Annotated in this window: 9 protein-coding genes; 3 read left to right on the top strand and 6 right to left on the bottom strand. The window is 76.3% G+C overall.

Translation table 11 applies throughout. The features are described from left to right. Positions 1 to 77 precede the first annotated feature (77 nt). From HCN08_RS08750 to HCN08_RS08740, 3 genes are all read left to right on the top strand, one after another. Positions 78 to 854: a class I SAM-dependent methyltransferase gene (locus HCN08_RS08750; RefSeq protein ID WP_167982367.1), complete on the top strand. Its 777-nt coding sequence runs from the start codon at positions 78 to 80 to the stop codon at positions 852 to 854. 260 nt (positions 855 to 1114) lie between these two features. Further along, on the top strand, positions 1115 to 1573 hold the full coding sequence (locus tag HCN08_RS08745) for a hypothetical protein (RefSeq protein WP_167982366.1): 459 nt from the start codon (positions 1115 to 1117) through the stop codon (positions 1571 to 1573). A gap of 99 nt (positions 1574 to 1672) precedes the next feature. After that, positions 1673 to 2146, top strand: a complete 474-nt coding sequence (locus tag HCN08_RS08740; RefSeq protein ID WP_167982365.1) for a hypothetical protein — start codon at positions 1673 to 1675, stop codon at positions 2144 to 2146. A 79-nt stretch (positions 2147 to 2225) separates the two neighbouring features. Here the strand turns inward: HCN08_RS08740 and HCN08_RS08735 are convergent, their stop codons facing one another. From HCN08_RS08735 to HCN08_RS08710, 6 genes are read right to left on the bottom strand one after another with little or no spacing between them, the layout of a single operon-like run. Continuing rightward, positions 2226 to 2933 carry a class I SAM-dependent methyltransferase gene (locus tag HCN08_RS08735; protein ID WP_167982364.1) on the bottom strand — a complete coding sequence of 236 codons (708 nt, stop codon included), beginning with the start codon at positions 2931 to 2933 and terminating at the stop codon, positions 2226 to 2228. Continuing rightward, positions 2930 to 3763, bottom strand: a complete 834-nt coding sequence (locus tag HCN08_RS08730; RefSeq protein ID WP_167982363.1) for a thioesterase II family protein — start codon at positions 3761 to 3763, stop codon at positions 2930 to 2932. The genes HCN08_RS08735 and HCN08_RS08730 overlap by 4 nt, the downstream gene beginning before the upstream one ends. After that, positions 3760 to 4941, bottom strand: a complete 1182-nt coding sequence (locus HCN08_RS08725; RefSeq protein ID WP_167982362.1) for a Gfo/Idh/MocA family oxidoreductase — start codon at positions 4939 to 4941, stop codon at positions 3760 to 3762. The genes HCN08_RS08730 and HCN08_RS08725 overlap by 4 nt, the downstream gene beginning before the upstream one ends. Continuing rightward, on the bottom strand, positions 4938 to 6047 hold the full coding sequence (locus tag HCN08_RS08720; RefSeq protein ID WP_167982361.1) for a saccharopine dehydrogenase NADP-binding domain-containing protein: 1110 nt from the start codon (positions 6045 to 6047) through the stop codon (positions 4938 to 4940). Before HCN08_RS08720 ends, HCN08_RS08725 begins: the two co-directional genes overlap by 4 nt. Continuing rightward, entirely contained in the window at positions 6044 to 11560 is a 5517-nt protein-coding gene (locus tag HCN08_RS08715) for a non-ribosomal peptide synthetase (RefSeq protein WP_167982360.1), read from the bottom strand. The genes HCN08_RS08720 and HCN08_RS08715 overlap by 4 nt, the downstream gene beginning before the upstream one ends. Further along, positions 11557 to 22437 (bottom strand): non-ribosomal peptide synthetase, encoded by a 10881-nt coding sequence (locus HCN08_RS08710; protein ID WP_167982359.1) that lies wholly within the window; start codon positions 22435 to 22437, stop codon positions 11557 to 11559. Before HCN08_RS08710 ends, HCN08_RS08715 begins: the two co-directional genes overlap by 4 nt. Positions 22438 to 22498 lie beyond the last annotated feature (61 nt).

Raw genomic sequence — 22498 nt, 5'->3', positions numbered from 1 at the left:
GCAATGAAAACCGTTTCCGGATGTAGATTCGTTCCTGACCCGCGCGGGGTCACGAGCGAAAGAGGTGGCCATCTGCCATGGGTGTGAGCACGGTCGCGGCCAAGGCGTGGGTGGAGCGCTGGGAACGCCAGCAGCAGCACTACGCGGTGGACCGGGAGGAACGCTTCACCGTCATCGCCGACGTCGTCGAGCATGTCGTCGCCGGCCGGCCGGCGCCGCTGCTGCTGGACCTGGGATGCGGACCCGGCTCGCTCGCCGTCCGGCTCGCCGCCAGGATGCCGGCCGCGGACATCGTGGCCGTGGACATGGACCCGGTGCTGCTCGCGCTCGGCCGCGCGCACAACGGCGCCGCCGCCCGCTACGTGGACGCGGTCATCGGCGAGCACGGGTGGACCGACGCGCTCGACCTGGCCGGCCCGCTGGACGCGGCGGTGTCCACGACCGCGCTGCACTACCTGTCCGAGCCGGCCCTGCTGCGCACCTACCGGCAGCTGGCCGGGCTGCTCCGCCCCGGCGGTGTCGTGGTCAACGGCGACCACTTCCCGCCCCGTTCGGCCTCCTGCTCGCGGCTGACCGCGCACGTGGGGCGGTGCCGGGCCGAGCGGTCGGAGCGGTCCGGCGGCCGGACGGCCGAGGACTGGCACGCATGGTGGCGGGCGGCGGCGAAGGATCCACTGCTCGCCCCGCTCTTCGCCCAGCGGGAACTGCGGGAGAAGGCCGGCCGCGGCCACTCGGCCCGCTGGCACCTCACCGCCGACGACCACGCCCGGCTGATGCGCCGGGCTGGCTTCCACGACGTCACCCCCGTCTGGCAGGTGGGCGACAGCTGCGTACTCGTCGGCGTCAAGGGCTGAAACGGTTTTCCTGAATGGGCCGCCCGGCGGAGCGCGTATTCGGCGGCGGGAAATTCCATGCCGATACCCTAAAAGCGGTTGAGCGGATGAGGTGGCCTTTTGATTCATTCCAATGGGCTACGGATTCGCCGGGCCCGGCCGGTGCGGGCCGCGATAGAGTTCTGTCGAATTCGCGTGCGTCGTTCACATTTCCGATGCGAGCGGCGGTGCGCGCACCCCCGCCCATTCGCATGGGCAATTTGAAAGAAAGGCGTTTTTTCATGATGGCAAATCGACGGCTCGCGCTGTCGCTGCTGTGCGCCGCCGCCCCGATCAGCGCCGCGCTGCTGACCGCCGGCCCGGCCGTCGCCGCCGACCCGGCGCAGGCCGAAGCCGCCTGCGGCGCCTCGGCCGCCGACTACGCCGGCACCTTCCTGGGCGTCTTCGACAACGAGTCGGGCGACACCCTCCGGGTGCAGTTCGCCGAGCCCGACGCGGTCCTGACGCGGTGGAGCGTGCAGGGCTGGCAGGGCGAGGGCAAGGGCAAGTTCGACGTCGGCCCTGGCAGCGTGCAGTGGACGAACTCCGGCACCGTCTCCGGGCCGCTCACCGGCGTGGACTCCGAGGTCTACCAGAGCGTTCAGGTCCAGTGCGAGGGCGGCGGCAGCCGGGTCACCTCGATCGCCGGCCTCGTCGACTCCGGCGACGCGCAGATCCCCTTCGTGCTCCAGCGCGCCTAGCCGCAGCCGGCTCCGCCCGTCGCGTACTCCGGGGCACACCCCCGTATCCGCGCCAACCCCCCCACAGCCATGAGCATTCCTGCAGAAAGGCGTTCTTCCATGATGGCAAACCGACGACTCGCGCTGTCGCTGCTGTGCGCCGCCGCCCCGCTCAGCGCCGCGCTGCTGACCGCCGGCCCGGCCGTCGCCGCCGACCCGGCGCAGGCCCAGGCCGCCTGCGGTGCCTCGGCCGCCGACTACTCCGGCACCTTCGAGGGCACCTTCGACAACGCCCCCGGCGACACCCTCGCGGTGACCTTCGCGGCGCCGCAGTCCGTCGAGACCAACTGGACGGTGGAGGGCTGGCAGGGCGCCGGCCGCGGCACCTACGAGGTCACGGGCGGCGGCGTGGAGTGGAACAACGCCGACACCATCACCGGTCCCGCCACCGGCGTGGACACCGAGACCTACCGGGTCATGTCCGTCAGCTGCGCGGCCGGCACGACCGAGGCCGAGACGCTGCGCGGCGAGGTCGTCGCGCCGACCGCATCGGGCACCGTGAGCTACCCGTTCACCGTGGTGCGCCAGGCGTAGCCGCCCCGGACCCCGCGGGTCCACCTGGTCGACGGGCCGCCCACCGCGCCGGTGGGCGGCCCCTCGCGTTGCGCCGCGGTCAGCGCACCAGGACGCCCAGCTCGGGGGTCAGCTGCTTCGCCGTCAGGCCCGTCTCGGCGGCCAGGTCCTGGATCCCGAAGGTGTACCACTCGTGGGTGACGTCCACCTCGCGCACCACCCGCTCCCCGTTCAGCACCCGCCAGGTCGCCGACCAGCGCATCCGCCCGGCGCCGCAGGGCTCGCCGGACAGCCACGCCTCGTAGTCCTGCTCGCCCAGCCGCTGCCGGGCGATCCGCATCGGGGCGACGGGCTGCGGCGCGCTGAGCGCCATCAGCTCCACCACGACGGGCGCCCCGGACGGCAGGCGCTCCAGCAGCCGGCCCCACAGGGCGGCGCGCTCCTCGCGGTCGAGGTAGCCGAGCACCCCGCAGATGACCGCCGCCGACAGCCGGTCCGGCAGCTCCACCTCCTGGGCGCGGTCCGCCACGACGGTGACCCGGTGCCGCAGGCCCTCGTCGCGCACCACCCGGCTGGTCAGGGCCGCCCGCATACCCGGCGACGGCTCGACGGCGAGGATCCGGGCGCCGGGCAGGGCACGGGCGATCACCTCCGTCGTACGGCCGGTTCCGGCGCCGAGGTCCAGCACCGGGCCGTGGCCGGTGTCGATGCCGGTGAGGGCCGCGGCCAGCGCGGGGTCGCTGTGCGCCCAGTGCTGGCCGCCGACCAGGTCGTAGAACTCGGCGGTGGGGGAGTAGTAGTCGATCACAGCATTCCTCGCTCGACGGTTGGCCGGTGACCGGGCGCCGTACGGGGCGGCCGGTCACCGGCAGGGGGTTCGGGGATGCGGGCAGGCGGCCCCGGGGCGGGGCGCAGGCAGTCGGCGAGCGCCCGCACCACCTGCCCGCGGTGCGGGACCAGGTAGAAATGACCGCCGGGGAAGGTGCGCAGCGCGAACGGCCCCGCGGTCGCCTCGGCCCAGCCGGCCGCCTGGCCCACGGTCAGCTCGCCGTCGTCCTCGGCGGCGAACGCCGTGACCGGGCAGCTGAGCCGGCGGCCGGGCACCGGCCGGTAGGTCTCGATGAGCCGGTAGTCGGCGCGCAGGACCGGCGCCAGCAGCTGCCACAGCTCGGCGTTGTCGAGCAGCTCCCGGCTGGTGCCGCCCAGGCGGACCAGCTCGGCCCGCAGCGCCGCGTCGCCGCCGAGGTGGACGCTGCCGGGCCGCACGTGCGCGACGGGCTCGCGGGCCGACACCACGAGGTGGGCCGGCTCGGGACGCCCCGCCGCGGCCAGCGCGAGCGCGACCTCGTGGGCCACGGCGCCGCCCATGCTGTGCCCGAAGAGGGCCACCGGCCGGCCGTCCACGGCCGCGAGTTCGGCGGCCACCGCCCGGGCCGCGACGGGCAGTTCGGTGACCGGCGGTTCGCAGAAGCGGTCCTCGCGGCCCGGATACTGCACCGCCAGCAGCTCGATCCACGGCGGCAGCAGGTCCGGCCAGCCGCGGAACGCGCTCGCCCCGCCGCCCGCGTGCGGGAAGCAGACCAGCCGCAGCGCGGCGCCCGGCCGCGGCTCGGGGCAGCGCAGCCAGCGTCCGTTCACCGCGGCACCTCCGAACCCGGCAGGGACGGCGCATCCTCCGCCGCGAGGTCGCTCAGCCGCAGCGGCGGCGACGCGGCGGCCACCATCAGCTCGGGCCGGCCGAGCCGCGTGGTGAGGTCCAGCCACATCCGGCTGACCGTCAGGGCGTTCTGCGCGGCCGAGGCCCGCCCGCCCGGGTCGCCGACCGCCCGGCGCAGCTCGGCCAGGGCGTGCCGCACCCCGTCCGGCCACAGCGTGCCGAAGGTCTGCCGGAAGGAGAGCGGTGCGCCGGCGTCCAGGACCGAGGTGCTCGGCTGGTCCAGCCGGCCGGTGTGCGGGCCGTCCAGCGCCAGCAGGCCGTCCGCGTCCCGGTCGACGTGCAGGCGGGGGCTCCACAGGACGGGGCCGTGCGTGTCGGCCAGGGTCAGCGCGCCCGCGTCCGTACCGAGCGTGACCCGGTGCAGCAGGTGGGCGTGGTTGTCCGGGTCGGCGGGATCGATCTGGTTCTGCACCCGCAGCGTGAGGGGAACGCCCGCGATCGCGCCGTGCAGCACCCGGAAGGGCACCGCCGCCCCGGTGGCCGCGCGCACGTCCGCGACCGGCGCCGGATCGGCGAAGGCCCACGGGCCCAGCCCGCCCAGCGCCCGTCCGAGCAGGTCGAGCAGCGGGAAGAGCACCTGGCTCGAACACGCCGCCTCCGCGTGGCGCAACGGCCGCAGGGCGCGCAGCGCGCGGGCCCGTGCGAGGAAGCGGCGGACCGGGGCGAGGTGCGGGTAGAAGGAGTTGACGCGGTACTGCACCCCGTGGGCCCGGGCGAGCCGGAGGCAGTCGGCCACCTCCTCGGGATGGGCGGGCTGCTCCTGGAGGACGTGCACGCCCCGTGCCAGGAGCGCCTTCGCCAGCTCCGTGCCTCCGCCGCCGGCCACCCCGGCGCGCACCACCACGCAGGCGGCGTCCACATCGTCCGGCAACTGGTCGACGGCCGTGTAGTACGGCACCCCGTACCGCGCCGCGGTCGCGCGTGAGCGCGCGCCACCGCCGGCCAGCACCCCGGCCAGTACGAACCCGGGCGGTGCGGGGCGCAGCGCGTCCAGGTAGAACCGGCCGAAGACGGTGCCGCACACGACCGTGCGCAGCGGCGGCCCCTCCGGTGCGCCGGCCGCCCCGGGAAGGCCGCCGTCCGGCGGCGCCCCGGTCACAGCGCGCCCACCACGGCGGCCGGTTCGAGCGGCAGGTGCGACACGTCGAGGGTGGCGCCGAGCGCCGGCCCGATCAGCCGGGCCGCCCGGCCGGGATCGAGGACCTCCGCCGCGAAGTGCAGCCCCGGCGGTACGCGTCCGGCCAGCGTCTCGGTGACGGCCAGGGCGCCGACGGCGCCGGTGAGCCGGCAGCTGTCGGCGGTGCCGAGCGTCGCCGTGGCGGTGGCGCCCGCGGCCGACCGCAGCGCGAAGACCATCCGGTAGTACGGCCGGTGTCCGGCCAGGTCCATCGCGCACGCCCTGGCCAGCCGGTCGGCGTCCTCCCCCGGCGGGCGGCCGGAGCCGCCCAGCGTCGCCAGCACGTCCCGGACCCGGCGGCCCGGGAAGGCGTTGAACCAGTCCACGCGGTCCAGCCGCAGCGCCCGGGCCAGCCGCTCGGCCTCGCCGCTCAGATACGGCCGCAGGGCGACAGGGCCGGGGAAGAACGGCAGTTCGACGTCGTCGCGCGAGCGCAGGGCCCGGCTCTCCCGGCGGCCGGAGCGCCACGCCGCCAGCGGCTCCCCGTACGGCCCGCCACCGTCCGGCGCGGCGCCGGCCGACAGCACCAGATCGGCGGCGACCGTACGGCTGCACCGCTCAAGACCGCCGCTCCACACCGTCAGCTCCCCGCCGTGCGCGCCGCCCGGCTGCTGTGCGGCCAGCCACCGGGGCAGCAGCCCGGACAGCCCGGGCAGCATGCCCGCCGACAGCACCGCGCGCCGCCCGAGCCCTGCCAGGTCCCGCCCCGACAGGTCGGCGTGCGCCGGTTCGTCCCCTGCGACGTCCACGTAGTCGGCGCCGGCGGCCAGCGCGGCCTCGGCCACCCGCCCGCGCACCCGGTAGGACGGCCCGGCGCAGTTCAGCACCACCGCGCACCCCGCGCAGAACCGCGCGAGGCGGTCCGGCCGGTCGAGGTCGACGGCCATGACCTCGGCCTGCGACCCGGCAAGAGCCGCGATCCCGCGGGCCCCCAGCCGCAGTCCGCCGACGCCCTGGGCACGCAGCGCCAGGACCGCGGCGCTCCCCACGGCGCCCGAGGCGCCCAGCACCCCCACCGGCCCGCTCATCGCGCCCCACCGTCCAGCAGCGCCCGTACGGCGGCGGCGCGGTCGGCGTCGATGCAGCGGAAGTGGTCGCCCGCGATGTCGCGCACGCGCAGCTCGCCCAGGCACACCTGCTGCCAGTACGCGGTCATGTCCTGCTGGAGCCCGGGCAGGAAGCCGTAACGGCCGGTGTGCCGCAGGAAGGTGATGTCGCCCGCGTACGGCTCGGGTTGGTAGCGGGTGACGGCGAAGAGGCTGTGCCGGAAGACCTGGTAGCGGCGGGCGAGCCGGCCCCGGTCGAGCGGTCCGCCGAGCCGCTCGGCGGCCAGGGCCAGCGCCTCCAGGCGCGCCTCGGGCGAGCGGCCCTCCAGCTCCCGCAAGGACCGTACGACCTGCGCGTGGGCGGTGCCGCCGAGCGCGGTGAGGGCGCCGGACTCCAGCCGTGCCGGGGTGCCGTCGAGTGCCGCGGCGATGGCGTCGCCCAGGGCGCCGGCGTCGGCGGGGAAGCCGACCGCGGCCGGGTCGAGGCCGAGGGACAGCACGAAGGTGTATTCGGCGACCAGGTCGTCGTGCACCTCGAACGGCGGCCGGTAGCAGCTGATCACCGTCAGGTCCTGCACGTCGGCGCCGGCCTCCGCGAGCGCCCGCGCGGCCTCGGTCGCGATGAGGCCGCCCATGCAGTAGCCGATCACCCGGAAGCGCCGGGTGCCGTCGGCGAGCAGCGCCTGCGCGTACTCGCCGCCCAGGCGGGTGACGAGCCGGGCCGGGTCGGAGCCGAGGTAGCGTTCGGGCGAGGCCGCCTCCAGGCCGAGCAGCCGGCCCGCGGCGGGCCGCCGCCGGAACTCCTCCAGCAGCGCCCGGTACGGCAGCAGGGTGCCGCTGCCGTCGTGCACCAGCACGGTGACCGGCGCGTCGGTGGGGCCGTCGGCCAGCAGCACAGGGGCGATCCGGCCGTCGTCGGCCCGGGGCTCGGGGATGAGCGGGCCGGCGGCGGCGCCGCGCAGGTAGCCGGCGAGCGCCGCGACGGTGGGCTGCTGCAGCACCTGCCGCAGCAGGTGCTCCCATGCGATGCCGCGGGCGGTCGGCTCGGTCTCGCGCAGGCGGCCGACGAGCCGGGCCACCAGCAGCGAGTCGCCGCCGAGCCGGAAGAAGTCGTCGTCGCGCCCCACCAGGGGCCGTTGCAGCACCTGGGCCCACAGCTCGGCGAGCCGGCGTTCCAGCGCGTCCGCGGGCGGCCGGCCGGGCTGCCGGTCGCCCGCCGGGTCGGTGGCGGCCCGGCGGGAAGCGGTCAGCCGCAGCCGCAGCCGCGCGCGGTCGACCTTGCCGTTCGCGGTGAGCGGGAGGTCGTCCAGGACCTCCAGGCGCTCGGGCAGCAGGTGGTCGGGCAGCCGCTGGGCGAGGTGGCGGGACAGCTCGTCCGCGGTCACCCGGGCCCGGCCGGTCTTCATGCGGGTGAGGAAGATCTGCTGCCCGGCCTGCGCGAGGACGTCACCGGCCGGCGGGAAGCACAGCCCGGTCTCGGCGCCGGCCTCCGCGAGCAGGCCGGTCCACTGGCCGGTGGTCAGGAACGTCCGGTCGGCGGCCTGCCGTACGTCGGCGAAGCCGCCGCTGAGCCCGTCGACGAACTCCATGGACACCAGCAGCGGATGGCGCTCCACGGTGGCTTCCATGAACACCAGCCAGCCGCCGGGCACCAGCACCTCGCGCAGCCGGGCCAGTGTCCGGGCGGCGTCGTCGGAGTTGTGCAGGACGTTCGCGCACAGCACCACGTCGAAGGAGTTCGCCGCCAGTCCCTGCGCAACAGGGTCCTCGTTGATGTCGAACAGGCCGTAGCGCACCCACGGGTGGGGCGCGAAGCGCTCCCGGGCCTCGGCGAGGAAGAACTGCGAGACGTCGGTGAAGAGGTAGTCCACGTCGTGGCCGGCGAGCGCGGGGACCAGGTCGGTGCTGGTGCCGCCGACGCCCGCGCCGACCTCCAGCACCCGCAGCGGCTCGGGCCCGCGGTTCCCCGCGGCCAGTTCCCGCAGCGCGGCGACCGCGACGGCGTTCAGCGAGCGGCTGACCAGGTTGTCGCGGTAGGCGGCCCGGGCTACGTCCAGGCTGCCGTGCGGGAAGAGCAGGGCCAGCGGGTCCTCCTCGCCGCGCAGCAGCTGGGGCAGGTGCTCGCTGCTGGTCCGCACCAGGCGCAGCAGGTCGGACCCGTAGTCGAGGCGCCGCGCGAGCTCCTCCAGCTGGGGCCAGGCTTTCTCCGGGTCCACCGGGCCACCGCCGAGCCGGCCCCGGTAGCGCCCGGTGGCGCTGTCGTGGCGCAGCCGGCCGGCCCCGGCGAGGGCGCGCAGCCAGCGCCGCAGCGTCCGGGTGTGCTTGGGGTGCGCGCCGAGCGCGGCCACCGCGTCCTGCGCGGTGTGCGCGGCGTCCGGGCCGGTGAACAGCCCCGCCGCGCGCAGGGTGCGGGCCATCGCCGCCAGGGCGACGTCGTCGGCGAGCTCCAGGAAGTCGCCGAGCAGCGCGGGGTCGACCGCCGACCTGGCGCGGTCGCCGGCCTCGCGCGCCGCGGCCAGGGCCGCTCGGCCGGCGGCGGTGAGGGACTGCTCGCCCGGTGCGGTGGCCGCGAACGCGGCCAGTCGGCGGTCGGCGGGAGCCTCGCCCGTCACCAGGGCGACGGCCGAGGCCACCGCCGGGTGCGACTCGGCCGCCGCGGCCAGTTCGGCCGGCTCGACACGGTGGCCGCGGATCTTCACCTGGTCGTCGGTCCGGCCGAGCAGTTCGACGGTGCCGTCCGGCAGGTAGCGGCCGAGATCGCCGGTGCGGTACATCCGCTCGCCGGTGCGCGGATGGGTGGGGAAGCGCTCCGCGGTGCGCACGGGATCGCCCAGGTAGCCGAGCGCCAGCCCGGCCCCGGTGATGTAGAGCTCGCCGGGCACGAGGTCGGGGCAGTCCTGGAGCCCGGCGTCGAGCACGTACCAGCCCTGGTTGGCCAGCGGGGTGCCGTACGGGACGCTCGGGCCGGTGAGCCGCCGGGCGTCGATCGGGTGGGCGATCGACCAGATCGCCGCCTCCGTGGCGCCGCCGAGGCCGACGAGCCGGCAGGACGGCAGCCGCTCGGCGGCGCTGCGGGCCAGGGGGAGGGGGATCCAGTCGCCGGACAGCAGCGCGAGCCGCAGCGATCGCGGCGCCGGCGCGCCGTCCGCGGCGAGGAAGGTGTCGAGCATCTGGAGCTGCGCGGGCACGGAGTTCCACAGCGTGACGCCGTGCCGGGCGACGAGCGCCGCCCAGTGCGAGGGGTCGGCGCGCCGGCCCGGTTCGGGCAGCACCAGGCAGCCGCCGCGGGCGAGCGGGCCGAAGATGTCGTAGACCGACAGGTCAAAGCCGAGACCGGCGAGCCCGAGGATCCGGTCGTCCGGGCCGACCGCGAAGCGCTCGTTGACGTCCGCGACGGTGTTCCAGGCCGCGCGGTGACTGACCATCACCCCCTTCGGCCGGCCGGTCGAGCCGGAGGTGTGGATCACATAGGCCCGGTCGTCAGGAGCGGTACGGGCCGGCGGTACGGCGGGGCCCGGGGCCATCGCCGCGTCGACCGTCACCACCCGCACGCCCGGCGGGGCGAGCGCGAGCCACGGCTGGGTGAGCACCGCGCAGACCCCGGCCTCCGCCAGCATCGCGTCCCGGCGGGCGGCGGGCTGGTCGGTGTCCACCGGTACGTAGGCGGCGCCGGCCAGCAGCGTGCCCAGCACCGCGGCGACCTGCTCCCAGCCCTTGTCCATCACCACGCCGACCAGCTGCCCGGCGACGTCCCCGTGGCGGGTCAGGGCCCGCGCCACGGCGTGCGCCCGCTCCACCAGCTGCCGGTAGGTCAGCTCGGTGCCGCCGGCGACGACCGCGGTACGGTCGGGGGTCGCGATCGCCTGGGCCAGCACGCCCTCGTGCAGGGTGCGCTGCGGGATCGGGCTCGCCGTCCGGTTCGCCCGCTCGCGGCGCTCGCGCTGGCCGTCCGGCAGCGCGACCAGGGCGTCGGCCCGCCAGGCCGCGTCGGAGTCGGCGAGCCGCCGCACGGCGGCCTCGAAGGCGGCGAAGGCGTCCTCGGCCAGCCCGTCGGGGAACACCCCGAGGCGCACGTCCCAGCCGAGCAGCAGGCCGCCGCGGTGCTCCATCGCCTGGCAGTCGATCCACACCTGCGGGGTGCGGCTGCTGCCGCGCACGATCTCGCCCTCCCGCAGCCGGGGCAGCCCGTCCGGGACGCCGTCGCCGAGGCCCACGGTGCTGGTGAACACCACCGGCATGACGGCCGCCTGCTGCCCGCGGCGGCGGGCGACCTCGCGCAGCACCTCCACACCGGAGCAGGCCGCGTGGTCCAGGTCCTCCCACAGCTGCGACTGCACCGCGGCGGCGCGTGCCGCGAAGGGGCCGCCGGACGTCCAGTCCACGGTCAGCAGCTCCACCGACGTGAAGTCGCCGACCAGTAGGGCCGATTCGGGGTGCAGCGGGAGCCGGTGGAACATCGGCAGGTCCAGCGTGAACAGGCGCCGCCCGCTCCACCGGGCCATCACCTCGGCGTACGCCGTGAGCAGCGCCACGGTGGGCGTGACCTGGTGCCCCGCGGCCCGCTGCCGCAGCCGCTCCCACGCCCCGGCCGGCAGCGCGCCCTGGAGGCGTACGAAGCCGGGCGCGCCGCCGTCCGTCCCGGCCGGCCGGGACCGCAGCGGCAGGGCGGGCGCGGGGGCCAGCGGCACGGCGTCCTCGGCGGGGCTCTCCTCCAGCCGCCGCCACCAGTACCCGCGGTCCCGCTCCGCCCGTGCCTGCGTGTGCGCGCGCTGGGCCAGCAGGTGGTCGCGGTAGCGGATGCCGAGCGGGGCGAGCGGTTCTGCGGGGCGCAGGCACAGCTGCTCCAGCTCGCCGAGCAGGAGCTGGACACTGCCGTAGTCGCAGATCAGCAGGTCGATGGCGAGGTGGATGCGGACGTCGTCCGGTCCCGCGGTGACCCGCAGGTCGTGCAGCGGCCAGCGCTCGGGGTGGAATTCGCGGGCCGACAGCTCGGCCCTGACCTGCTCGCGTGCCTCCCGCAGCGCTGCCGCGTCCGCGTCCCGGAGGTCGGTGATCTCCACCTCGGCCTCCGGCAGCCCCCGGACGACCTGCTGGTGGCCGTCGGGATGGACGACCGTGCGCAGGGCGTCGTGGCGCTCCACCAGCCGCCGCCACGCCTCGCGCACCAGCGAGGGCTCGAAGCGGGGGAAGCGCGCCTCCAGATACGCCCGGCAGCCGGTGCCGCCGTATTCGTACGCGGTACTGCGGCCCAGCAGGTAGGACGACTGGACGTCCGTCAGCGGGAAGGGCTCGAAGCGGTCCTCGGGGGCCGCCACGAGCACGGCACCGCCGGTGCGCCGCAGCTCGTCGAGGACGGCCTCCTTGTGCTGCCGCAGCCGCTGGAGCCGGGCCTCGGTCATGGCCTGGCGCGGGGCGCGGTAGCGCAGCAGGCCGTCCTCTTCCCACAGCCGCACGCCGACGTGGTGCAGCTCGTCGATGAGTTCGCGGACCGTCACAGGGAGCCGTCCTCCATGTCGTGGTGTTCGGTGCCGGGGTTCGTGCACGCGATGAGCCGGGCGACCCCGGCGACCGTCGGTTCTGCCAGCAGCTCGCGCAGCGGGATGTCACGGCGGAACTCCGCGCGCAGGCGCTGCACGAGGCGGGTGGCCTGGAGGCTGTCCCCGCCGAGTGCGAAGAAGGTGGCGTCCCGCGGCACCGACTCGCGGTGCAGCACCGCGGCCCACACCGCGGCCACGGCCTCCTCGACCGGCCCGCGGGGCGGCTCGTCCGCCGGCCCCGCGGCGCCGGGCGCCGGAGGCACGAGGGCCGCCCGGTCGATCTTGCCGTTGGCGGTGAGCGGCAGCTCGTCCAGCAGGGTGTAGCCGCTCGGGCAGGCGTGCCGGGGCAGCCGCTGCCGTACGAAGTCCCGCAGCTCGTCGGGGTGCACGCCGTCCGCGGTGGCGGTGACGAAGGCGTGCAGGCGGCGGCTGCCGCGCTGCCCCGCGGGCACGACCACGGCGCGGCGGACCGCGGGATGGGCGTGGAGGGTGGTTTCGATTTCCGCGGGTTCGGTGCGGTGGCCGTTGATTTTGAGTTGGTGGTCGGTGCGGCCGAGGAATTCGAGGGTGCCGTCGGTGAGGTAGCGGGCGAGGTCGCCGGTGCGGTACCAGCGGTTGCCGTGGTGGTGGACGAAGCTCCGGGCGGTGTGGGCGGGGTCGTTTCGGTAGCCGGTGGCCAGGCTGGTGCCGCCGATCCATAGTTCGCCGGGGACGAGGTCGGGGCAGTCCTGTCCGAAGGGGTCGACGACGCGGAAGCGCTGGTTGGCCAGCGGGCGGCCGTAGGGGATGGAGGTCCAGGCGGGGTCGAGGTGCGTGATGTCCCAGAAGTTGGACCAGATGCCCGCCTCGGTGGCGCCGCCGAGTGCGACCAGGCGGGAGGCGGCGCGGTGGGCGGCGAGACGGGGCTTGAGGTTGAGGGGGACCCAGTCGCCGGAGACCAGGGCCAGCCGCAGCGGCGCGGTCAACGGGGCTGCGTCAGCCGCGGTGAGCAGCATGTCCAGCAGCGTGGGGACGCTGTTCCACACGGTCACCCGGTGGGTGTTCGCCAGTTCCAGCCAGCGTTCGGGGTCGCGTCGTTCGTCTTCCGCGACGAGGACGAGGGTGCCGCCCTGGCCGAGGATGCCGAAGACGTCGAAGACCGAGAGGTCGAAGTCGAGGGCGGAGACGGTCAGGACGCGGTCGTCGGGGCCGATGCCGAAGCGTCGTACGACGTCGGTGACGGTGTTCATCGCGGCCCGGTGCGTCATCTCCACGCCCTTGGGCTCACCCGTGGAGCCGGAGGTGAAGATCACATACGCGGTCGCGCCCGGATCCACCGCCACCGGCCCCGGCAACGCCCCCGTGGCCTCGGTCCCGTCCTGCTCGCCGATCGTCAGCCGGACCCCCGCGGCGGCCAGCATCCGGTCGCGGCGCACGGGCGGCTGGTCGGGACCCACCGGCAGGTAGGCGGCGCCCGCCGCGAGCACCCCCAGCACCGCGGCGATCTGCCGCGGGCCCTTCGGCAGCGTCACCCCGACCGGCTCGCCCGGCCGGACGCCCCTCGCCCGCAGGCCGGCGGCGATCCGCAGCGCGCGGTCGGCCAGTTCGCCGTACGTCAGCGGACCGCCCGCGCCCACGCAGGCGGTCCGGCCGGGGTGCTGCCGGGCCTGCGCGAAGAACCCCTCGTGCAGGGCGTTGTCGGGCAGCGCGGCGGCGGTCGCGTTGACGGCCTCGCGGACCGCGCGCTGCTCCCGCGGCAGCAGATCGGGCGGCCCGCCGGACCAGTCGGACGAGCACACCCAGTCCAGGAGGCGGTCGTGCGCGGCGAACATGGCGTCGAGCATCCCGGCGGGGAAGAGCTCCGCCGCCGCGTCCCACGTGAGCAGCAGCCCGCCGTCCCGCGCCATCACCTGCTCGTCCAGCCAGACCTGCGGCGTCTGCGACACGCTCCACACCGGCCGGCGCAGGCCGTCGCTGAGCGTGTCGTCCACCCCGAGGGCGCTGGTGAAGACCACCGGCAGCGCGGCCTCGGTGCCCGCCCGCGGCCCCGCCGCCTCGCGCAGCAGCTCCAGGACGGGCGCGCCCCGGTGGTCCAGGTCGCGCCACAGCCGCTCCTGCAGCCCCCGCAGCCGCTGCCCGAAGGACTCCCCGGGCGCCGGGCGGTGGGCCACCGGCAGCAGCGACGTGAAGTCGCCGAGCACCCGGTCGATGTCGGGGTGGACCTCGCGCCGGTCGAAGAGGGTGAGCGCCACGGTGAGGTCGCGGCGGCTGCTCCACGCCCCCAGCACCTCGGCGAAGCAGGCGAACAGCACCGCGGAGGGCGTGCAGCCGTGCTGCCGCGCCCGGTCCCGCAGCGCCTGCCACCGTCCGGCGTCCAGCCAGGTCTCGCGGCGCTCGAACCGCGGGCGGACGACCGCGGCGGGGTCGGTGGCGAGCGGCAGCCGGGGCGGTGGCGGCAGCTCGGGGATGTGCCGGGCCCAGTAGCGGCGTGAGCGCTCCGCCTCGGCGGGCGGCGGCTGCACCTGGGTGGCGTAGTCCCGGAAGGACACGCCGACGGGTGGCAGTTCGGCGTCCGGATCGCGCTGGAGCAGGTCGAGTTCGGCGAAGAGGACCATCATGCTCAGCCCGTCGACGAGCAGGTAGTCCAGGCCGATGCCGACCCGGGTCCGGTTGCCGTAGCGCACGGCCCGGACGTCGAACAGCGGCCAGCGGGCCGGGTCGAGCACCTGGTGGGACATCGCGGCCCGCAGCGCGGCCAGTTCGGCTTCGGCGCCGCCCTCCGCGGCCACGGCGACCGGAACGGCCAGCGGGGGCACCTGCGGGAGGATCCGCTGCCGGCCGTCCTCGTCGAACACCGCGCGCAGCATCTCGTGCCGGTCGATCAGCCGGTTCCAGGCCGCTTCGAGGCGGCCGGGGTCGAGGTCCTCCTCGTCGAACTCGCAGTAGTAGTACGAGCCGACGCCGCCGAGGGTGAAGGCGGCGGAACGGCCGACCCAGTAGGCGCGCTGCAGCTCGGTCGGCGGGAAGGGCAGATGGCGCGCGGCGGGATCCGCGGTGACGGCCGGGCCGCGCTCGCGCACCCGCCCCACCGTGAGGCCGGCGGCGAAGTCGGCGAGGACCGGCGAGGTGAACAGTGCGCCGAGCTCGGCACCGGTCACGCCGGCCGCACGCAGCCGGGCCACCGCCTTGGTCGCCAGCAGCGAGTCCCCGCCGAGCCGGAAGAAGTCCTGCTCGCGGGTCGGCTCGGGCACAGCCAGCAGGTCGGACCACACCGCCGCCACCAGCCGCTCGGCATCCGTACGCGGCGCCTCACCGGCGGCGCCCGCGGTACCGGCCGCCGCCCGTGCCGCCAGCGCCGCCCGGTCGACCTTGCCGTTCGCGGTGAGCGGCAACTCCTCGTACAGCAGGACGGCTTCTGGCACCGCATGCCGGGGCAGCCGCTCGCGGAGGAAGGGCAAAAGGTCGTCCGGCACGGCCGGGCCGCCGGCCGGTACGGCATGGGCCACCAGCCGGCGCCGCGGGCCGGCCTGCTCCGCCGTCACGACGGCACGGCGGACGGCCGGGTGGCTTTCGAGGGTGGTTTCGATTTCCGCGGGTTCGGTGCGGTGGCCGTTGATTTTGAGTTGGTGGTCGGTGCGGCCGAGGAATTCGAGGGTGCCGTCGGTGAGGTAGCGGGCGAGGTCGCCGGTGCGGTACCAGCGGTTGCCGTGGTGGTGGACGAAGCTCCGGGCGGTGTGGGCGGGGTCGTTTCGGTAGCCGGTGGCCAGGCTGGTGCCGCCGATCCATAGTTCGCCGGGGACGAGGTCGGGGCAGTCCTGTCCGAAGGGGTCGACGACGCGGAAGCGCTGGTTGGCCAGCGGGCGGCCGTAGGGGATGGAGGTCCAGGCGGGGTCGAGGTGCGTGATGTCCCAGAAGTTGGACCAGATGCCCGCCTCGGTGGCGCCGCCGAGTGCGACCAGGCGGCAGGCGGCGCGGTGGGCGGTGAGACGGGGCTTGAGGTCGAGGGGGACCCAGTCGCCGGAGACCAGGGCCAGCCGCAGCGGCGCGGTCAAGGGGGTGGTGTCGGCGGTGAGCAGCAGCATGTCCAGCAGGGTGGGCGCGCTGTTCCACACCGTGACCCCGTGCGCGTTGGCCGACTCGACCCAGCGTTCGGGGTCGCGCCGCTCGTCCTCGCCGACCAGGACGAGGGTGCCGCCTTGGCCGAGGATGCCGAAGATGTCGAAGACCGAGAGGTCGAAGTCGAGGGCGGAGACGGTCAGGACGCGGTCGCCGGGGCCGATGCCGAAGCGTCGCACCACGTCGGTGACGGTGTTCATCGCGGCCCGGTGCGTCATCTCCACGCCCTTGGGCTCACCCGTGGAACCGGAGGTGAAGATCACATACGCCGGCCCGCCCGGATCCACCGCCACCGGCCCCGGCAACGCCCCCACCGGGGAGCACTCCGTGACGTCCACGACCTCGACGCCGTCCGGAACGGCGTCAGATGCCACGCCGCCGCCCGCCGTCAGCACGCAGCAGACGCCCGCGCTGCGGTACAGGCGCTCCCGGCGGAGGGCCGGCAGGCCGTACCCGACCGGGACGTAGGCCGCGCCGGCCGCGAGCACCCCCAGCACCGCGACCAGCTGCCCGGGCCCCCTGGGCACGCTCACTGCGACCGCGGCCCCCTCGGCGACCCCCGCCGCGCGCAGCCGCCCGGCCAACCGCAAAGCGCGGCCGGCCAGTTCGCCGTACGTCAGCGGGCCGCCCGCGCCCACGCAGGCGGTCCGGCCGGGGTCCCGGCGGGCCTGCGCGAAGAACCCCTCGTGCAGGGTGCAGTCCGGCAGCGCGGCGGCGGTCGCGTTGACGGCCTCGCGGACCGCGCGCTGCTCTTGCGGCAGCAGATCGGGGACGGCGGTGTCCCAGTCGGCCGCCGAGAGCCAGTCGAGCAGGCGCCCGTACGCGGCGAACATCGGGTCGAGGACGGCGGGCGGCAGGAGCTGCTCGACCGCGTCCCAGTCGTAGTGCAGCCCGGACGGGGAGTCGTAGACCTGGTTGTCGAGCCAGGTCTGCGGGGTCTGCGACACCGACCACACCTTGGGCAGCAGCCACTCGGACAGGTCGAAGGACAGCTCGGGCGCGGTGCCCAGCGCGCTGGTGAAGACGACGGGCAGCGCCCCGTCCGCCGGGCCGCCGGCCTTGGCCAGCTCGCGGGCCACCCGCACGGACGACCAGGCGCGGTGGCCGAGGTCCTGGCCCAGCCGGTGCTGGAGGGCGCGGGCGCGGTCCAGGAAGCCCGCGCCCTGCTCGGGCCGGTAGGCGAGCGGCAGCAGCGAGGTGAAGTCGCCCACGATGTCGTGGACGGCCGGATGGACCTCGCGGCGGTCGAAGAGCGTCAGGTTCACCGTGAGGTCGCGGCGACCGCTCCACATCCCCAGCACTTCGGCGTAGCAGGTGAGCAGTACCGCGGACGGGGTGAGGCCGTACCGCCCGGCCCGTTCGGTGACCGCCTGCCAGCGGTCGGCGGGCAGCAGGCCGGAGCGCCGTACGAAGCGCGGCGCGGGCACCGCGGACGGAGGGACGGCGAGCGGCAGGGCGGGTGCGGGGGGCAGGTCGGGGAGCCGGTCGGACCAGTACCGTCCGGCGGCCTCCAGCTCGGCGTCCGAGGGGGCGGTCCCCAGCACGTAGTCGCGGAAGGACAGCCCGTCGACGGCCGGCAGCACGGCGGCCGGATCGCGGTAGAGGCGGCCGAGCTCGGCGAGCACCGTCGACATGCTGCGCCCGTCGAGGACGAGGTTCTCCAGGCTGACGCCGAGCCGCACCCGCTGCTCGCCGTCCCGCTCGTAGACCACCGCGCGCAGGTCGAGCAGCGGCCACCGGCCCGGGTCGCGGACCTGGTGCGACATGGCCGCCCGCAGGTCGGCGAGGGCGGCCTCGCGGCAGCCGGGCGCCGCGTGCGTGACCGCGATCGCCGCCTGGGGCACCTCGGCGAGGATGCGCTGGTCGCCGTGCTCGTCCACGACGCAGCGCAGCATCTCGTGGCGGGCGACGAGCTGGTTGTAGGCCTTCTCCAGCCTGCCCAGGTCCAGTCCTGCGCCGTCGAACTCCAGGTAGTAGTGGGCTCCCACGCCGCCCAGCGGCATCCCGGCGGCGCGCCCGGCCCAGTAGGCGCGCTGGACGTCGGTGAGCGGGAAGGGGTCGTGGCGGTGTGCCGGGTCCGCGACCACGCCGGGGTCCTGCCGGCGGCCGTCCCGCGGCGGCTCCGGGGTGAGGTGCCGTGCCAGGTCGCACAGCACCGGGGCGGCGAAGACCGCGCTCAGGTCGACGCTGAAGCCGCCGGCCCGCAGCCTGCTCACCAGCCGGGTGGCGAGCAGGGAGTCGCCGCCGAGGCCGAAGAAGTTCTGGTCGCGCCCCACCCGGGAGAGCCCCAGCAGCTCGCGCCACACAGCCGCCAGCGCGTGCTCGGCCGGCCCGCGCGGGGGGTCGGCGTCCGCGGCCGTGTCCTCGGGCTCGGGCAGCAGCCGGGCCAGGGCCGCCCGGTCCACCTTGCCGTTGCCGGTCACCGGCAGCGCCGGGACGGCCAGCAGCTGGTCGGGGAGCATCGCGGCTGGCAGCCGGGCCGCCAGCCACTCCCGCAGCTCCGCTCCCGGCGGCAGCCCGGCGCCTTCGGCCTTCGCCGCCCGCAGCAGCACCTGCCCGCCGGGCGGGGGAGGGGCGCAGGACACCGGGGCGAGGCCGTGCGCGGACAGCAGGCGCTCCCACTCGTCCGGCCGCAGCAGCGAGGTGCGCCGCTCCCGGCGTACGGGGTCGAGGGTGCTGAAGCCGCGGGTCGGTACGGCCGCGGCGATCAGCGCGAGCGGCGGCAGCCCGGTCCGCTCCCGCGCCAGCAGCGTGCCGCCGGGCGCCAGCAGCAGCGCGGCGAGGCCCACACCGGTCGCCGGGTCGGGGAAGGTGTGCAGGGCGTTGTCCGCCACGACGACGTCGAACGCCGCGAGCAGGTCGTCCGGTACGAGCCCGCCGGTCAGCCGCCGGACACGCGGCCGGCCGGCCGGACTCCCGGCGTGCGCGGGCTCGGGGCGGCCCGGTACGCCGAGCAGCGTGAAACGGTGCGGCGCCGGACACCGGTCCGGCCAGGCGCCCGCGGTGAGGACGCCAACCTTCAGCGGGCGGTCCGCGCCGAGGTCGTCCAGCGCCTGGGCCGGCGCGCCGGCCGGATCGCCGGGCGCGGACGCCAGCGCGGATGGGGCGAGGACGGGGTCGTCCAGCAGGGCGCCCGCGTCCAGCTCGCCCCGGACGACGGCGGCCAGATCGGCGCTCCTGGCCGTCAACTGCCGTGCGACACCGGCCAGCCGCCCCCCGGCCTCGGCTACGGCACCGGTCCCGGCGCCGCGGACGGCCTCGGCCATGCGCGGCCCGGCGGCGTACCCGGCGCCTCCCCGGCTGAGCACCCTGCGGTCGGCGAGCCAGTCGCACCAGAGCGCCAGCAGGGGCTGCCACTCCTCGGCCGCACGCCACCGCCGGGCGAGCCCGGCCAGGGAGACGGGTGCCCCGCCGATCCCCGTCTCGCCGGCCAGCAGAGCGGCGAGAGCCGACTCGACCACGCGGGCTTCGTCCTCGGGTCCGGTTACGCGTCCGTCTCCGGCATCCGTCTCGGGCCCGTCTCCTGCCCCGCGTCCGGGTTCGGCTCCGGCCCTGCGTCCGGCTCCGGCTCCTGCCCCGCGTCCGGCTGCGTCTCCCGACCCGCGTCCGGATTGCGCTCCCGCCCCGCGCCCGCCACCCGAGCCGGTGCCGGCGGGCACCTCCGACCCCGGGCGCTGCCCGGGCAGCACCCCGTGCGGCGGCGCCGCAGCCGCCCCCGCGGGTGTCGCCACCGCGGCCAGGCTCTTGCCGCCGCCCCGGTCCACGACGGTCACCACGCAGTGCCCGACCGCCGGGTGGCAGGCCAGCGCGGCCTCGACCTCGCCCGGCTCGGTCCGTACGCCCCGGACCTTGACCTGCTGGTCCAGCCGGCCGAGGAATTCCAGCGCGCCGTCCGGGCGGTAGCGCCCGCGGTCGCCGGTCCGGTACCAGCGCTCGCCCTGGAGGACGGGGAAACGGCGGGCGGTGAGCTCGGCGTCCCCCATATAGCCGAGGGCCAGCCCGGCGCCGCCGATGAGCAGTTCCCCGGCGACCCAGTCCGGACGGTCGGCGCCGTCCGGTCCGACCACCCGGAAGCGCTGGTTGGCCAGCGGGAATCCGTACGGCACGGAGGTCCAGCCGGGCAGCGGCCCGGTCACCTCGTGGAGGTTCGACCAGATCGCGGCCTCCGTCGCCCCGCCCAGGGCGATGACGCGGCAGCCGGCGGCGCGGCGGGTGAGGCGCGGCGGAAGGTCGGGCGGGATCCGGTCGCCGGACAGCAGTGCCAGGCGCAGCGCGCCGAACGCCGGGTCCGCGCCGGCGCCGCCGGCCGTCCCGGTGAGCAGCATGTCCAGCAGCAGCGGCACCGAATTCCACACCGTGACCCGGTGACCGGCCATCAGCTCCGCCCACGCCCGCGGATCGCGCGTACGGTCCTCATCGACCAGGACCAGCGCGCCGCCCGCGGACAGCAGCCCGAAGACGTCGTAGACCGACAGGTCGAAGTCGAGGGCCGACACCGCGAGCACCCGGTCGTCCGGGCCCACCGCGAACCGCTCGTTGACGTCGTCGACCGTGCCCGCCGCGGCGGCGTGGGAGACGGTGACGCCCTTGGGCTCACCGGTCGTCCCCGAGGTGAAGATCACATACGCGGGCGCATCGGGATCGACCGGTACGGGGCCGGCCAGCGGTTCGTGCCCGCGCAGGGCGCCGGTCGCCAGGACCGCCGGGCCGGCCGCGGACGGCTCCGCGCGGTCGCCCAGCACCAGGCGGACACCGGCCCGTTGCAGGATCCGGCGGCGCCGCTCGGCGGGCTGCCCGGAGCCCAGCGGCAGGTACGTGCCGCCCGCCGCGAGGACGCCGAGGACGGCGGCGATCTGGTCGGCACCCCGCACCGCCGTGACGGCGACGGGCTCGCCCGGCCGCATCCCGTGTCCGTCGAGCGCCGCGGCCGTACCGAGCGCCCGCCGCGCCAGCTCCCCGTACGTCACGGCCGCGCCGCCGCCCGTGAACAGCGCGGGGCGTTCGGGGAACCGCTCGGCATGGGCGAAGAAGGGCTGGTGCAGCGTACGGGGGAGGCGCGGTCGCGCGGTGGCGTTGGCCCGCTCCCTGACGGCTCGCTGCCGCGCGGGCAGGCCGGCCCGGACGGGCTGCTCCCAGTCGGTGCCGGCCGCGCAGAGGCGGTCGACCAACTCCCGGTAGGCCGTGAACATGTCGTCCACCACGCCCGGCGGGAAGAGCGCGTCGACCGAGTCCCAGCACAGGTCGACCCCGCCTGCCGACCCGTACACCTGGTGGTCGAGCCACACCTGGGGCGTCTGCGAGACCGTCCAGCCGGGGGCGCCGAGCACCGGGACGGCCTGGTCCGGCACGAGTGCGCCGCCCGGCGTGCAGGCGAAGACGACCGGCGCGCGGCGCCGCCGGTCCGGGTCGGTACGGGCCAGGTCCCGCAGCACCTCCACACCGGAGTAGGCGCGGTGGGCGGCGGCGCTGCGGAAGTCGGCCTGGAGGGCGCGGACGCGGTCCGGGAAGGGGGCCGCCGCCGAGAGGTCGGCCGTGACCAGCAGCAGGTCGGTGAAGTCGGCCACCAGGCCGTCGGACTCGGGGTATTCGCTGTCGCGGTCGAAGAGCGGCAGGCCCAGCAGGAACCGCGGGCTCTCGCTCCACGCCCCCAGGACCTCGGCGTAGGCGGCTCCCAGCGCCATCGCCGGGGTGGCGCCGGCGTCGCGCGCCCGGCGGCTGAACCGCTGCCAGGCGTCGGGGGCCAGCCAGTGCTGCCGGCGGGTGAAGCGCGGCACGCCCGACCGGTCGGGGTCGGCGGCGAGCGGGAGGGCCGGGCCGCCCGGCAGGTCGGCGAGGCGTTCGCGCCAGTACAGGCGGTCGGCCGCACGCCGGTCGGCGCGGCGCCCGGCGCGCTCGGCGAGATAGCGCGCGAAGCTTGTGTCGCCTGCTTCCCGGCCGGGCGGCGGGAGCGCGCCGGTGGTGTACGCGGCGGCGAGGTCGGCCAGCACGATCGAGATGCTCGCGACGTCGGCGACCAGCAGGTCGACGTCGAGGTGGACGCGGGTGCGCCTGCCGGGCAGCAGGGAGAGCCGGACGTCGAACACCTCGCCGCGCTCCACCCGGAGCCTGCGGTGCGACAGCCTGTCGCGGACGGCCGTCAGCCGGGCCTCCGGGTGGTCCGCGGCCCGCAGGTCGTACACCGTCAGGCCGGGCCAGGGGCTGCGGGGGAGGACCTGCTGCCGGCCGTCCGGCAGGAAGCGGGCCCGCAGCATGCCGTGCCGGGCGAGGACGGCGCGGACCGCCGCCTCCAGCCGGTCCGGTTCCACCGCGGTCCCGTCGAGCTCGACGTACGCGTGGCAGCCGACCCCGCCGAGCGGCTGGTCGTCGCGCCGGCCGATCCAGTACGCGTGCTGGACCGGAGTGAGGTCGAAGGGCTCTCCCGGGGCCGGGGCGGGGGCCGCGGCGGCGGGCGCGCGTCGCGCCGGCACCGCGGCTGCGGCGGCCAGCGCCGTCCAGGCCGCCAGGGTGGGGCGTTCGGCCAGCACGGGGAAGTCGACCGGGACACCGTGCCGGCGCAACCACCCGGCCAGGCTCATCAGGCGGATCGAGTCCATGCCGCAGTCCGTCAGGTCCGCGTCGTCGGGCAGTTCCCCCGGCGCGAGGCCGAGGAGCCCGGCCACCGCGTCCCTGACCGCCTCCGCGCCGACGGCCGACGACTGCGCCCCTCGGGTTCCCGAGGATTCCTGGCCCGGTGAAATCATCCCTCACCCATCGCTGTTCGATTGGATATCCCGAAAGACATACACCAGTCATGCGTCGGCG

The organism is Actinacidiphila epipremni, from assembly GCF_012034175.1.
In the GTDB taxonomy this organism is placed as follows: Bacteria; Actinomycetota; Actinomycetes; order Streptomycetales; family Streptomycetaceae; genus Actinacidiphila; species Actinacidiphila epipremni.
This window is presented reverse-complemented; position numbering and strand designations above follow the sequence as displayed.